This is a genomic window from Trichocoleus sp. FACHB-262 (assembly GCF_014696035.1).
Classification (GTDB): Bacteria; Cyanobacteriota; Cyanobacteriia; order FACHB-46; family FACHB-46; genus Trichocoleus.
Window position 1 is genome coordinate 1 of the sequence record NZ_JACJPK010000088.1, and the last position, 15,396, is coordinate 15,396.

Genomic DNA, 15,396 nt, shown 5'->3' on the forward strand with positions numbered 1-15,396 from the left:
CGAGCAAGTGGTAGATTAGCTCTTGGGCGTGGGCAAGAATATCCATTGTTCTTGCAGAGTATTGGTTTCACGCCCCTTCTTCTCACCTTTCAAGCCTTGGTGCAAGATGTGAGTTTATTGATCCAGCCGTCACCAATTACCCAGAGTTAGTCGCAGGCGTGCGATCGGGGGTTGAAGTTGTTGTGTTAGAGGCAATGGCAGATGGAGTTGAGCAAATTAGCAGTGTTTTAGCTCAGCGGCACAACTTGACCGCTGTACATGTGGTCTCTCATGGCTCACCCGGACGAGTACAACTGGGTACCAGCGAACTAAGCCTAGAAACCATCGATCGCTATTCCTGGGAACTGCAAGCCTGGGCCGAATCCCTCACCAATACCGCAGAGTTACTGATCTACGGCTGTGAAGTTGCCCAGGGCGATCGCGGTTGGGTCTTTGTCAATATGCTCCATAGCTTGACAGGCGCAGATGTTGTAGATTCCTCTCCCAGCCGCCTCACTGATAGCAACTAAGCCTTTGCAACTGTAAACGCGATCGCTTCTAGCGATGGATTTGAGGTGGCGATCGCTGTTTCAACTCGGCTGCCCTTCTTAATCAACCTGTTCCAATCCATAACTATTACTTCGCTCTGCTTCCACGCCGCCTCTCCAGTACAAGGCACTCAAACCTACATTACTCAGGAAAGATTTCATGACTAGCCTCAACGAAGCTATTTTGGCCAATTCTCTAGTTCTCGCTCAGCAACAACTCCAAGGCTTTGCCCAAAGCGAAAATTTCTTGTCAGTACTCGATAGTGTTTTCGGTACAGAATACGATCGCGCTCAAGCGACAGCAATTCAGCAAGCATGGCAAGCCAGCGATTTCTCCCAACTGCCAGAGATTCAAGTTCTAGATAGTGCTTCCATGCCAGGGATACAAGGAGGCTTCTCAGCACAAACAGGCAAAATCTACATCAATGCTGATTTTCTGGCTAATGCAACAGCAGATCAAATCACAGCGGTACTAATAGAAGAGATCGGTCACTCGCTGGATAGCCAGATCAACGTCAGCGATACGCTAGGAGATGAAGGAGAACTGTTTTCAGCTTATGTGCGTGGAATTGAGATTAGTGAGCAAGAACTAGCTGCTATCAAATCTGGCAACGATCAGATGGAAGTGGTAGTTGATGGAATGCCTTTGGCTCTAGAAGCTAGTAGTCAAGCTACTTATACAGTTACGTTTAACAATCTGTCAGGCACTCCTTCATCCTATATCGAACAGGGGCTCAAATTTTCATCTGATCACCTCCATACCTCAGATGAAAACAACAATGGCTCACCAGAAGTATTTGGGCACTCCGGTGGTACGGATAATATTCGAATTGAGCTTGCAGCAGGTGGAAAGTTCTCCCTTTTCGAGATAGACACACTTGCTGTACCTTCTTGGTCTGGGGGCAGTAACAATATCATCTTCACAGCCTATAGAGACGGAGTGCAAGTTGGTCAGCGTAATGTTCCTGCTGGTCAGCATGTCGTTTTTGGAGCTGACTTTCAAAATATTGACTACATCGATTGGTTTTCTCAATCTGGGGCTTTGGCGATTGAGACACTCAAGTTTAGTGCTAGAGCCAATAATGTACCCACTCTGACAGGCACGAAAGCTACCCTCAATGCTGGGGCAGAAGACACAGCTTACACCATCAGCGCCAGCGATTTACTTATAGGTTTTACTGATGCCGATGGCGATACCCTTTCTGTCTCTAATCTCAGTGCGAGCAACGGCAACTTGGTGGTTAACAATAATGGCACCTACACTTTCACCCCAACTGCCAACTACAACGGCAATATCAACCTCAGCTATAGCGTTGTTGATACTTATGGTGGTTCTGTTGCAACTACTCAATCTTTCACCCTTGCAACGGTTAATGATGCGCCAGATGCGCCAGCGGTAACGCAGACATTCGCATTTGAATATCCACAAAATTCCAGCAGCGGCTACCCGCCATCATTTAGCGAGAATGGGTTCGTATTCCAAGGATTTACCGACTATCCGTATGGGTATGGAGTCAATAACTCAGGCATGACCTACACTTGGGCATCGAATAATTGGGCGACTGGCGGAGCCGATGGTGCAATCCGCCGCGCTGATGGGCACGACTTCTCACTGAAAAGCTTTTCAGCCGCCGCATTTTCTCCTTACGTTGCTACGTTGTTGGGCTTTGACGACGGGGTACAGGTTGCATCACGTAGCATCTCTTATGCTGCCACACACCAAAGCTTCACATTCGATTCGTCGTGGAACAGCATCGATGAAGTTCGGTTTAATCTGCCATCCAACGAGGTTGTGAACGGCACATACTACTCAGGTGAGTATATCTTTCTGGACAACTTGGTTGTGGGAGCAGCCACCTCCAGTACCACTCTCGCTGCTGGTACGGAAGACACCGCCTACACCATTACCACAGCTCAACTGTTGGCTGGCTTCACAGATGTCGATGGCGATACTCTCTCAGTAGCCAATGTTAAGGTCAATAGCACTGCGTTGACCCTAGATAGTAATGGCAACTACGTCTTCAATCCTCCTACCAATGCCAACGGCAACTTCACTGTTACCTATGACGTAACTGATGGCACTGCTAACACCGCAGCTTCTCTAGGTTTCAGTCTGACGGCAGTCAATGATGCACCTGTACTGACGGGTACTGAAGCAACCCTGGCTGTTGGTGCGGAAGACGCTCCTTACACCATTACCAAAGCTCAACTTTTAGCTGGCTTTACGGATGTTGAAAACAATACTCTTTCGGTTGTTAATGTCAAGGTCGATGGCACTGCGTTGACCCTAAATAGTGATGGCAACTATGTCTTCAATCCTCCTACCAATGCCAACGGTAGCTTCACCGTTACCTATAACGTAACCGATGGCACTGATAACACCGCAGCTTCTCTGGGCTTCAGCCTAACAGCAGTCAATGATGCACCTGCACTGACGGGTACTAAAGCTACCCTGGCTGTTGGGAGGGAAGATACCGCTTACATCGTTAGCGCGGCTGACCTTTTAGCTGGTTTCAGCGATGTAGATATTGCCACCAATGGACAAGTGCTCTCCGTCACTAACTTGAGCACCAGCAACGGCACGGTGACAGATAACTTGGATGACACCTACACCTTCACTCCGGTTGCCAACTACAACGGCACAGTCAACCTCAGCTATAACGTCATTGATGGTAATGGGGGTGGGGGTTCTGTTGCAGCGACTCAGTCGTTCACAGTGGATGCAGTCAACGATGTACCCATAGGAACCGCATCAGCAAACTTAATCAGCGGAACGGAAGATACCGCCTACACCATCAGGGCTGTTGACTTGCTGCAAGGCTTTAGTGATGTGGATGGTGACACCCTCGCTGTTGCTGACTTGGTTGCCACCGATGGCACTCTAATCAATAACAATGATGGTACTTACAGCTTCACCCCTGCTGCTAACTATAACGGCAGCGTCAACCTCAGCTATAACGTCATTGATGGTAATGGGGGCACCATCACGGTGGCTCAATCTATCACGATCGCCGCTGTCAGCGATGCTCCGGTTGTAAGTAAGGCGATCGCGGATCAAAATACACTTGAAGACAGCCCCTTCACCTTTACTATTCCAGCTGACACCTTCAGTGATGTGGATGGTGATGTTCTCACTTACACTGCAACGCTAGAAAACGGAGACGCACTACCTACTTGGCTCAGCTTTGATGGCACTACCTTGAGCGGTACACCCACCAATGACGAGGTTGGCAACCTCAACATTGAAGTGATAGCTTCTGACGGTGAGCTTTCGGTCAGTAATGTGTTTAATCTGGCGATCGCTAATACCAATGACGCTCCCACCGCTAGCAATGATAGCCTTATCACAAGTGAAGACACCCCTTTGGTGATCAGTGCAGCGACCCTTTTAGGGAATGATGTCGATGTAGATTTGGGCGATATCCTCAGCGTTAGCGAATTCACACAACCGAGTCAAGGTAGTTTGGTTGAGAACGGCAATGGCACCTACAACTACACCCCCAACGCCAACTACAACGGAGTGGATAGCTTCACTTATATGGTTCGCGATCGCGAGGGTGCAACCAGCACAGCTACCGTGAATCTCACGATTAATGCTGTGAATGATAACCCAGATGCCATCAATGACATCGTCACTGCTCGTCAAAGCACAGCTAAAACCATCCTGGCGGCTGACTTACTCGCTAACGATGGTGACATTGAAGGAGATGCCCTCAACCTGACTCAGGTTCAGAATGCCCAGAATGGTACAGTTGCCCTTGATAGTAACGGCAATGTCGTCTTTACAGCGAATGCCAACGTCGCAACTGCCAGCTTTGAATATACTCTCAGCGATGGTCAGGGCGGAACTGATATCGCATTTGTGAGTGTATTGGTTGGTATGGTTGACGATGGCGGCAACGGCCAAGATACCATGAACGGTACGGCTGGAGATGATGTGCTCAACGGCGGCAATGGTGATGATATCTTACGAGGTTTTGCTGGGGACGATAAGTTGTTGGGTGGCAATGGTATAGATAACTTCCAAGGTGGAGAGGGTAAAGACTGGTTGTATGGTGGACGCGGTAATGACCTGCTGAACGGTGGTTTAGGACGTGATACCTTTGTGCTAATTTCCCAAAATGGCACAGACACCATTCAGGACTTCACTGATGGCGAAGACCAAATTGGTTTAGCTGAGGGTCTGACTTTCGGGCAACTAACGGTTAGCTCTAGCAACGGCAATACGCTCATCGCTAAGAACGGTGGAGACGTGCTAGCAATCTTGTCAGGAGTTAACTCTAGTCTGATTACCCAAGCCGACTTCATCAGCGTGGTGTAGCACATAAACTGCGGTCGCCTCTCTAGTCTTAGTAAAGGCGATCGCAGTTGAACTATCTTAAGTATCTTTATCGCAGCACTAACCGACGACGTGGACGGCGGCTGATCAACAGTAGGGCGATCGCGGCTATCCCAAGTATTATTCCTGGTTCTGGAGTACTCTCCATATTTTCTGGGCTGTCATTGTTGCCCACACGATTAAAGCGGTCTTTATTCAGCTCAGCTTGGCGCAAAGCTTCTCTCTGTTCATCGTTGACTAGTACGATCATGGAGGAATAAGGACTCACGATCTTGAGTTGTTTCGCGATCGCATGAACCGTATCTAGCTGGGCAAGTTCAGGGTTCGCCATGTCTTTGCTTAAAGCCAAAATGAGCTGTCGTGCGGCTAGCGGAGCGAAGGCATCCGGATTTTCGGGAGTAAAACGTGGGAGTTTAGCTTGATTACTCGAAGGCTTAGCCTGATCACCTTCTGAAGGAGAAGTCTCTGGAGATGCAGTTGGAGGTGAAGCTGGCTTCTCGACAAACCAGGCATAGCCATCTGCCACTGTGATAACTTCTGGCCCTAAAGCCGCTTGAGTTGCTTGGCGTTGCAGAGCTGTGGGAAGATCAGAAGCCGTACCCCCACCATTGGCCTGGATGATTTTGAGGATGGTGTCGTCATACGCGATCGGTTGTTCTCCCAAATGCACCATCCATAAAGGAGTAGAGAGAGTTGCGATCGCTTTTTGCTGATTTTTGCCTAGTTCGTAGCTACCACCATCCGTTAACAACAAGACACTATCATAAGCAGTGTCACCCTGTAGGCGGGCATATTGTCGTAGCATTTGGATTGGTTGTAAGGTGCCGTAGAAGGCTATTTTGGCTGGATTGAACTGACGAATATCATCAATGCGTTGGGGTTTAGCATTGTCAGCTCCAGTGATATAGAGATCCGCATCATTATTGACGAGGCTATTGTCAGCAAACCCATGTTGTTTCAGCCACTGGATTGCCTGATTCAGTTCCTTGGCGTGGGTTGACATACTGTAGGAACTATCTACGACAACGGCAAACCGTTTATTTTGCAAAGATGTGTAGTCTTTCAGGGTAATTGGCTTGGCCGAAACCTGATAATCTCCCAGTTCGACTTGATGCGAAAGAGGGGTAGCTGTGTCGATCGCGGGCAGAAAAGCTGGTAGCCAATCTACTTGATTTAATAAAGGTGACTGTCCATTGTAGAGACGTTCGGTTTTGCGGTTCCAAAAGACATTGCGCTTCTCGGTGAGTTGTGGCAAGGCCCAACCTTGAGGTTGCCGCATCACTTTATAGGTTAGCCACAAGTGCATCTCAGTCGGGCGATCGCTAGGTACTGTTTCTCCGGGGAAGGGTTTAGGAGGAATGGGAAAGGCTCGCAAGCGATATTGCTGCGGCCCTACCTGCTCTAATAAAGCTGGGTCAACGCTGCGTCTCACTTGTTCGGTGTAAACTTTCTCAGCGGCTCCGCGTGGGGATACTTGAAATACAAAACGTTGGTCTAGGTTGGCCGTATCTCCCAACCAAACCCCAGTGAGCACAGCGGTTTCTGGCAATGTGAAGGCGTAGCGAATCTCCTGCTGGCGTGGTGTTTCATTTTGGTAAACCTCGTACAGCTCTACCTCAGCCCAGTCCCCCTGCTCGGCAACTTTTAGCTGTTGCGATCGCAGCCAAACATTCTCCTGATCGATCGCCAACAAGCTGGCCTCTGGCGATCGCCGCCAAGGAGCCTCAGCAATTCTCAGAATCGGTCGAATCGTGTCGGCTTCTGCTTTTTCTATCGGAGTATCAAAGAATTGAGCGTAAAGCTTCTCAGCTCTCTCGCGATCGTTGTAAGAGCCTTGATATAAGAATGGTGAGAAGAGACGATTGTTAATATCTCGCCAAAACTGAGCGATGGATTCTGGCAGAAATGTGTCAGTAATGTAGTAGCTGTTCTCTGAATAACCAAGATAACGGTAGTCTGCCAAATAAGCATTGAGCAAGCCTGCCCGGATCACATCTGATTTGGCTACAAGTGCTTGGCGATCACGGTCTGTCTCAGGCGGAGTTGCCAGTAACTTAAAGGCTTGAATTTGCGGCTGTTGTAGAAAAGAGAGAAATAGCACTAACCAAGCGGTTAAACCTGCGATCGCAATTTGCAGCGCCTTCTTTTGCCCGTACTGTTCTGCAAAAGCTTTGAGGACTCGGTGCCCGGAGCGGATGTAAGAACTACCTAACTCAAAAGGAAAGAGGAGAAACAAAAAGGCGCTGAACCCTAGCAGGATGCCACCTGCCCCTGCCCACCAGTATTCCCAGTTCCAGGATTCCATTAGAGGTTTTACCCATTCAAAGGTGAAAAACCAAAGGACCAATGCAGGAGTCGCGGGAACGCTGTAAGACAAGATGCTGAGTCCAGCATAGACGCTCAAGCCAATCAAAAAAGTGTGGGCAACCACTTGTATGCTGGCGATCGTCCGATTTTGTTTGGCATAGCCATAGAGCAACTCTAGGTAAAAAGCGACAATGCCGACAATGGCAGTACCGAGAATTAAAGTGCTGGCAGGATTCAACCGCTGCCAAATAAATAGCCGCAGCAGACAGAGCAGCAGGAGCGGTACTTCTACGCCAAAAAATAACCGAATTAGTTGTAGCGGTTGAGTGCGAAACCTTCGCAGTCCTATAACCGCACACATTGTAGAAACAATGGTTGAAATAGCCAAAGTCAACAGTGACTCTGTTATCCAAGGATCTGTTAAATTCTCTTCAAGCAGATAAACGGCCATTTGAGGCAACAACCCAGCCCAGACAATGCCTAAAAAAGCAATGTTCCAAACCCAAAAGACGGTGTGGAATATAGCATGGAGAAAACTTTTCACGCTCGAACTCCCGAAACGGTAGGTTTAACGAGTTGATGAACGGTGATCTAACGTCTAAAAGAAAGATCAAAATAGAAACAAGATAAAAGGTTCAAAATCCTAAAATGTTTTTCACGATGTCTAAAACGTGGGAGTAGATGTTGCCTTCCAAATTCCGAAACAGTTCAAACTCCTTGTTGGGTGCGCCAAAGAAGGGCCGTAAAATCCATCCCATTTGGCTGCCGACAAAACCATAGAGCACCAGCCAAAGTTGCAAAATTTTTTGCCGAGTTTTATCGTCTGCTCGACTCTCCAGCTCTATAGGTCGCATGGATTGATAAAAAGCATTTACCCCAATCAAGCCTGTGATCGCGAAAATTACCACATTTAGGAGCTTAAAGAACTGATAGTCCAAAACCGAAAGCCGAAAAAAGAGCGTAATGGGGGCAAAACTACATAGCAACAAGCTGATCAGTGAGATAGACGACAATAACAAGGCAAAATGTTGAGCAAAGCTGCGATTGGAGCCAAAAAGGATATTGAAGAAATACAGCGTGGGTAGGCAAATTACTAAAGTAATTAAATACAGCGCTGGTAGCTTAATGGCAGAAGCTAAAATTTGCAGTCCGCCTGTAAATGAACCGATAATGGCTCCATAAACTGTAAAGAGGATCGAGCTAGCAACCAGTAGGGCAATAATTTTTCGCTCTAGCTTAATTTCTTGATTAATCTCTTCCATAAAGCCTGGGCGATCGCGCAAGAGCTGCATCAATATCCCAAAATAACCCCCCACGTGCCCTCCAACATGACCCCTAACCTGCCCCATATTTTCTCCCTCTGCGATTTGCTGTAGACCAGCAGTTCACTTTTCTCTCAGGCGATCGCAAACAAATTTTGGGAGTTACACTCAGGCTTTACTGAAACTTTATATTGGCGAATGAAACGAAATGGTTTATCAATAAGAAGCCATGAAGTAGTGCCATTCAGTGGTGCATGTAGAGATCATTGAGCAGCCATGAGTGAACGGGACGAACAACTAAGGCAACTGGTTGCGGCAGTTTGCCAAGCGACTTCCCAAAGCTGGCAATGGCAACAGGCCATGACGCTCCTGCTGACTCAGGTGCTCGCTTTGCCTGGCTTGGCGCGCTCTAGTCATCCCAACTACGCCGATGTCCTCAACGAAACGCTGAGCGAGTTGGGCGATCGCCTCTGTAGCGAGTTTCAGCCCCAACCGAATTTATCTTTTGAAACGAGTTTAGTCGCCTGGATCAATAAAAAACTCCGTTTAAAATATCGAGTTCAAGAACTCCACAGTCCCACTCAGCCAGCTCCATTACCTTTAGAAATAGATCTACCCGCTACCGCTGCTTGCACCATTTGGGAACTGGATGCCGAGATTGAGCAGCAACAGCAACAGCGCCGCGCCAAGCGGGTGGGCCAGCAGTTGCAGCAATATGTTGAGCAAGACCCTGAAGCTAGATTGCGCCAATGTCACCCCGGCGCTTATCCCCAAGCCCATGCTCAAGTGTTGGCCCAACGCCTACTGTTGAAGTCACCGCCAGACAAATTAACGGCGATCGCCCGTGAGCTAGAAGTGCCTTACCAAGCGCTTTACTGGCACTGGAAACAGAAAGTTTTACCTTTGTTGCAAGAAATCGCCCAAAATTTCGGCTACCAACCCGATAAATAGGCATGAACAGCACTCACACTCCGCTCCTTACCGTTCCCCTCAGCCACGATGCCCATACTTGGGCGCGGAAATTCGCCGCTGAGCAAATCAATCCGCATCATGGCAAGCGGGTTTATCTCAATACCTTGGCGGTCTACGCCGTTCACACCTATCTCCGCTGGATTCGCATTGCCACGGATCTTAGCCAAGGAGACAGTTGGCAACTTCATTTGCAAGCGGTGTTAGATGTGGCCGATCTAGTCATTCCTAACGTAGGAAAACTAGAATGCCGCCCCATTCTGCCGGAAACCTCGGTTTGCCACTTACCACCAGAAACGTTAGATCAGCGTATTGGCTACGTTGGGGTGCAATTTCAGACGCAGCTCGATGCTGTGCAATTGCTGGGTTTTGTCCCTGCGATCGCCCCCTCACCTTCTCCTCCCACCCAACTGCCTCTCACCGAGTTCCAAGCTCTCGCTAACTTAGTAGCCCACTTGCATCACCTTCAAAGCATCCAAGCAACTTCTGCCCCAGAACCACGCATTGCGGCTCCAACTGTATCCGTGAATTTAGGTCAGTGGCTCCAGAACCAGTTTGAGGTGGGCTGGCAAACCTTGGAAGATTTATTTGGTGGCGATTTACGTCCAGGCTTTAACTTTAGGGGCGATCGCTCTTCACCCGCTCTTGCCTCTTCTGAAGCTAGCTTGGAGCCATCAACAGGTGTACGACGAGGAAAGTTAATTGAGTTAGGAGGACAACCGACGGCTCATGGAGCTGCCCTAGTCGTGGAAGTGACTCCTCTACCAGAGACTTCTGAGATGAAACATGAAGTCCTCCTGCAAGTTCATCCGACTCGGGAGCAGCGTTTCCTCCCACCAAATTTGCAACTCATCGTGTTGGATGCAGCAAATCAACCCGTTTTGGATGCCAGTGGCACTCCCTTAGCAGTTCACAGCCACCAAACCGATAACTTCATCCAGTTGTTACTCAGAGGCCAGACAGGTGAACAATTCCATGTCAGATTAGTCCTAGGAAATGTCAGCGTCACCGAAAAGTTTGTGATTTGAATGACGATGGGGAAGCTAGTTGTCTTCAAACTGGGTGCAGGCGATTTTGAACGGGGCTTTCCGGTAACGTTGCAGATTGGTGTGGAAGGCGATCGCCCCAGTACAGAAATTACCGGAGTTCTCCCGCCCAACCCCACAATCTTGGAAGACTACCAGCGCTGGCAAACGGCTTATTTGGCTTTGGGTTGGCAGTTCAACTTACGGATTGAAGCCCCAGCGGGGCAAGTTAATCGAGTTTCCTTCACCACAATTTGCCAAGATGCCGCCAAAACTTTAAGCGTCAATCTCAATCATTGGCTCAGCGCTGACTCGTTTCGTCCTGTCCGTGAGAAGCTGCTGGAAAAACTGTCGCCTTCCGACCTGATTCGGCTGATTTTGCAAGTTGAAGATCTGCGTTTACGCCGCTTACCGTGGCATCGGTGGGATTTTTTTGAGCGCTACCCGAATGCTGAACTTGCGCTCAGTGCGCCTGGATACGAACGACTAGACCGACCTGCGATCGCTAGAGACAAAATCCGGATTCTGGCAGTATTGGGCAATCGGACAGGAATCGACACAGAAGCCGATCGCCAACTCCTGGCCCAACTCGCTCTTACTGCTGAAATTGTCTTTTTGGTAGAACCCAATCGCCGTGAACTGAATCAACAACTTTGGGACGTGCAAGGTTGGGATATTCTGTTTTTTGCGGGACATAGCGCCAGTCAAGCCGATGGAGCCACAGGCCAAATCACAATCAATCCCCAGCAGCGTTTGGGGTTAGGCGACTTGAAACATGCCCTCCAGCAGGCGATCGCTCAGGGGTTGCAATTAGCCATTTTCAATTCTTGTGATGGTTTGGGTTTAGCCCACGATTTACAGGCTTTGCACATCCCACAGATGATCGTGATGCGAGAGCCCGTGCCTGATTTGGTGGCTCAGGAGTTCTTAAAAGCCTTTCTTACAAGCTTCACTCAAGGAGCACCGCTCTATCTGGCAGTGCGGCAAGCCAGAGAGCAATTGCAAGGGTTAGAAGATGAGTTTCCTTGTGCTAGTTGGCTTCCGGTTATTTGCCAAAACCCTGCTGAACTGCCGATGACTTGGCAATCTCAAAATCAACTAGCAGATCAGAGGGTTGAGTCAATCCCACCAACCAAAATTCCTCCTTGTCCTTATCGTGGTTTGGCAGCCTTTCAAGAGTCGGATGCACCGTTTTTCTTTGGACGAGAAAACTTTACCCAAAAACTGCTGCGCCTAGCACCCGCTCAACCTTTGATCGCGATCGTTGGGCCTTCTGGCAGCGGTAAATCTTCGGTGGTGGCAGCGGGGTTAATTCCTCGCTTACGAGCAGAGGGAGATTGGTTGGTTTGCAGCTTGCGCCCTAGCCAACGGCCTTTTTTACGCTTAGCGGAGCAATTCGTGACGCTGCTAGAGCCAGATCGGAGCGAGACAGAACAACTGCTTGCCGCTAATCAACTGGCTGCTGCTTTGCAACAAGGAGCTGTAACTCTGCCCGATGTGATTGAGCAGATCCTTTACAAATACCCCACCGTCAAGCGATCGCTGCTGTTGGTGGATCAGTTTGAGGAACTCTACACCCTTTGCCAACTGGATGCAGAACGGCAGCAGTTTCTCGATCAGCTCTTGGCTTTGCTGCCATCTGGGACCGCCTGTACGTTGGTCTTGACGCTACGAGCAGACTTCCTCGAATCAGCCCTAGCCTACCGACCCTTTGCCGATATCTTAAGTCAGTTCGCTCCAGAATTGATCGGCCCTATGAGTGCCGCCGACTTGGAAGCTGCGATCGCCCAACCCGCCGCCTTGATGCAAGTCAAAATTGCCGATGGCCTCACCGTCCGGATTTTGGAGAGCATCAGTCAGGCTCCCGGAAACCTGCCACTCCTAGAGTTTGCGCTGACTCTACTGTGGGAGCGGCAGCAACGAGGTGAGTTAACTCATGCCGCCTATGATGCGATCGGGGGAGTTAATCAAGCGCTAGCGGTTTATGCGGAGCAAGTTTATGCGAAGCTGGCTGCGGCTGAGCAAAAACAGGTGCAGCGTTTGTTGACGCAGTTGGTACGGCCTGGAGAAGGCGGTGTTGATATCCGCCGCTTAGCTACTCGCAGCGAAATTGGCGAAACTAACTGGCCCTTGATCAGACGCTTGGCTGATGCTCGATTGGTGGTGACGAATCGCAGTGCCGATGGCATAGAAACCGCAGAAGTGGTTCATGAAGCGCTGATTCGGGAGTGGCAGCGGTTGCGCCAGTGGATGGAAGAGGTGCGGACGTTTCGGCTGTGGCAGGAGCGACTGCGATCGCTGATTCGGCAATGGCAGGTGAGCGATCGCGATGATGGAGCCTTGCTGCGGGGTGCCCCTTTATTGGAAGCACAATTCTGGCTGCAAGAACAGGCACCTGATCTGAGTCTAGAGGAGCAAGACTTTATTCAGCGCAGTTTAGCTTACCAGCGGCAGGAACAGTCCGAGCGTTATCGCAGCCGACGACGGGTAATTTTGGGTCTCAGTTTGGGTTTGCTTGGGTCGCTGGGATTGGGAGCGATCGCAGCTTGGCAATGGGAAAGGGCAGAAACCCAAACCCACAATGCTCAGCTCAGTGCTCAAAGCTTTTCCTCGGAAGCCCTGCTGGCCTCTGACAAAGCTTTCGATGCCTTGTTGGAAGCGCTCCGCGCTGGCAATCAACTCCAACATGCGTCAGGCGTAACACCCACCACGCGTATACGAGTTGCCTCGACCCTCCTCCAAGCACTCTATACGGTGCAAGAGCGTCAACGACTGGAACAACATCGAGACTCGGTCACTAGTGTCAGCTTTAGCCCCAACGGTCAGATTCTCGCCTCAGCTAGTGCAGACCGAACCATTTTGTTGTGGCGGTTGGATGGCACCTTGCAAAAAACGATCTCTGGCCATCGCGATCGCGTCACAGCGGTGCAGTTTAGCCCCGATGGAAAACTTATCGGATCGAGCAGTGCTGACCAAACGGTGCGATTGTGGCAAGCTGATGGCAAACCGTTACAAGTTATGCGGGGCCATGCCGCAGCAGTAACCAGTGTCAGTTTTAGCCCAGACAACAAAATTCTCGCCTCGGGCAGTACCGACGGCAAGATTAAACTATGGCAACGCAATGGTACGCCGTTAAAAACTTGGACTGCTCAGGGAGATAGCATTCAGTCTCTTAGCTTTAGTCCCCAGGGTCAGACACTAGCCTCCACCCACGGTGATGGCAGCATCAAAGTCTGGCAACTCAATGGCACCCTGCAACAAACCCTTAAAGGACATAAGGGCACAGTGAACATGGTGCGCTTCAGCCCCAATGGCCAACTGCTGGCTTCAGCTAGTAATGACCAAAAGATTCGCCTATGGCATGTGGATGGAGCAATGCTTCAGGTTTTGTCAGGGCACCGCGCCGCCGTAACAGCCATCAGTTTTAGCTCGGATGGGAAAAGGTTAGCTTCTGTGGGCGGCGATCGCACCGTCAAACTCTGGAATCTCAAGGGCAAGCTGCTCCAAACTTTACCGGGTCATAGCTCACGGATTGAAACGGTCAGCTTTAGCCCGGATGGGCAACTACTCGCTTCTGGGAGTGGCGATCGCACCGTTAAACTCTGGCAACTCCAGCGCCGCGCCTCACAGACTATTGGCGATCGCAGCAATATCACCAGTCTGAGTCCTAACAGCCGCCTGATTGCAGCAGGGAACCGCGACGGTGTGATCCAACTTTGGCAGCCAAATGGTAAGCTCCTGCATCAATGGCAAGGGCACGCAGCTCCGGTTTACAGCATTCGTTTTAGCCCCAATGCTAAAACTCTGGCTTCCGCTAGCGGTGATGGCACGGTGAAGCTTTGGCGACAGGATGGCACTTTGCTGACCACCCTAACAGGGCATAACGCTGCGGTTTACGATGTCAGCTTCAGCCCCGATGGGCAAACATTAGCGTCTGCCAGCTTCGACCACACCGTGCGTCTATGGAACTCGGCAGGAAAACTCTTGCACATTCTATGGGGTCATCAAGATTTAGCCCTGACTGTTCGCTTTAGCCCGGATGGGCAAATTTTAGCTTCTGCGGGCAAAGACAGCACGATTCGGCTATGGCGGAAAGATGGCTCGCCTTTGAAAACCCTAGAAGGCCATAATTCCAGCGTTCTAGCAATTAGCTTTAGCCCGAATGGTCAAATGCTAGCTTCTGCCAGTGCCGACAATCTGATCAAGCTATGGAGTATCGATGGTAGATTGCTCAGCATTTTACGGGGCCATAGTAATACTGTCACCAGCATCGGCTTCAGTGCCGATGGCCAAACCTTAGTATCTGGAAGTGCTGATAACACTGTGAAACTGTGGAGCTTGGATGGCACGCTGCTGAAGACGCTTCAGGGATATAACGGAAGTGTCTTCGGAGCAACATTTGGCCTGGATAATCAACAAATTCTTTCCGTGAGTAATGGAAAAGTGGTGTTATGGAGCCTAGAACTAGACTGGCTGATGCAACAAGGATGTGATTGGGTTAGTGATTATCTACGCAGTAACCCGACAGTACATCCTCGCGATCGCCAGTTATGTCCAGGTTCATCGCCGCCTGCCATCGGGCAACTCAAGTCAGAAATCAAAAAAGCTATCTTTTGGCGACGTTCAGGCCAATGATACCAAAGAGGATCAGAAGTATACAGGCCAGCTTGAAATTGCTCAGGCTCTCGCCAAACAAAGCTGCTCCCAAGATCGTGGTGCCAACAATGCCAATCGCCGACCAAATGGCGTAGGCTACACTCACCTCTATTCCTTTGAGAGAGAATCCAAAACAGATAAAAGCGGCTGGATAGCCAATCACAGAACCTAATAGATATTTGGAATTAACGAAACCATTGGTTTTCTTTAAGCACAAAGTTGCTATCAACTCGCAAAGAATGGCAGACGCAAGAAACACCCAGCTTTGATGCATTGGAGGCAAACACTTTAGAACCTTTCCCTATTAAGCT

At 49.7% G+C, this 15,396-nt stretch carries 8 protein-coding genes; 5 read left to right on the forward strand and 3 right to left on the reverse strand.

Going from position 1 to position 15,396, the window contains the following annotated elements; all coding sequences use genetic code 11:
- Positions 1 to 116: 116 nt before the first annotated feature.
- Both H6F68_RS20275 and H6F68_RS20280 read left to right on the forward strand, forming a co-directional pair.
- Positions 117 to 509: a DUF4347 domain-containing protein gene (locus tag H6F68_RS20275; protein ID WP_313930203.1), complete on the forward strand. Its 393-nt coding sequence runs from the start codon at positions 117 to 119 to the stop codon at positions 507 to 509.
- Positions 510 to 687: 178 nt separating this feature from the next.
- Positions 688 to 4,848 carry a cadherin-like domain-containing protein gene (locus tag H6F68_RS20280; RefSeq protein ID WP_190561795.1) on the forward strand — a complete coding sequence of 1,387 codons (4,161 nt, stop codon included), beginning with the start codon at positions 688 to 690 and terminating at the stop codon, positions 4,846 to 4,848.
- Between the two features lie 67 nt (positions 4,849 to 4,915).
- Here H6F68_RS20280 and H6F68_RS20285 read toward each other — a convergent pair whose 3' ends face one another.
- Together H6F68_RS20285 and H6F68_RS20290 are read right to left on the reverse strand one after the other, a co-directional pair.
- Positions 4,916 to 7,717, reverse strand: coding sequence for a TIGR02921 family PEP-CTERM protein (locus tag H6F68_RS20285; RefSeq protein ID WP_190561797.1), 2,802 nt, complete (start codon positions 7,715 to 7,717; stop codon positions 4,916 to 4,918).
- A 91-nt stretch (positions 7,718 to 7,808) separates the two neighbouring features.
- Positions 7,809 to 8,522, reverse strand: a complete 714-nt coding sequence (locus H6F68_RS20290; RefSeq protein ID WP_190561799.1) for an actin-binding WH2 domain-containing protein — start codon at positions 8,520 to 8,522, stop codon at positions 7,809 to 7,811.
- 189 nt (positions 8,523 to 8,711) lie between these two features.
- On the opposite strand from H6F68_RS20290, the gene H6F68_RS20295 reads away from it, so the two are divergent.
- The 3 genes from H6F68_RS20295 to H6F68_RS20305 are packed head-to-tail and all read left to right on the forward strand — an operon-like array spanning position 8,712 to position 15,064.
- The gene (locus H6F68_RS20295) at positions 8,712 to 9,386 is read left to right on the forward strand and encodes a hypothetical protein (protein WP_190561801.1); all 675 of its coding nucleotides are present in this window, start codon (positions 8,712 to 8,714) and stop codon (positions 9,384 to 9,386) included.
- Between the two features lie 2 nt (positions 9,387 to 9,388).
- Positions 9,389 to 10,432 carry a DUF1822 family protein gene (locus tag H6F68_RS20300; protein ID WP_190561803.1) on the forward strand — a complete coding sequence of 348 codons (1,044 nt, stop codon included), beginning with the start codon at positions 9,389 to 9,391 and terminating at the stop codon, positions 10,430 to 10,432.
- Positions 10,433 to 10,438: 6 nt separating this feature from the next.
- A complete protein-coding gene (locus H6F68_RS20305) occupies positions 10,439 to 15,064 on the forward strand; it encodes a CHAT domain-containing protein (protein WP_190561805.1) in 4,626 nt (1,541 codons plus the stop codon).
- Here the strand turns inward: H6F68_RS20305 and H6F68_RS20310 are convergent.
- Positions 15,036 to 15,359 (reverse strand): multidrug efflux SMR transporter, encoded by a 324-nt coding sequence (locus H6F68_RS20310; protein ID WP_190561807.1) that lies wholly within the window; start codon positions 15,357 to 15,359, stop codon positions 15,036 to 15,038. The two genes, H6F68_RS20305 and H6F68_RS20310, sit on opposite strands and share 29 nt — an antisense overlap.
- Positions 15,360 to 15,396: the final 37 nt, after the last annotated feature.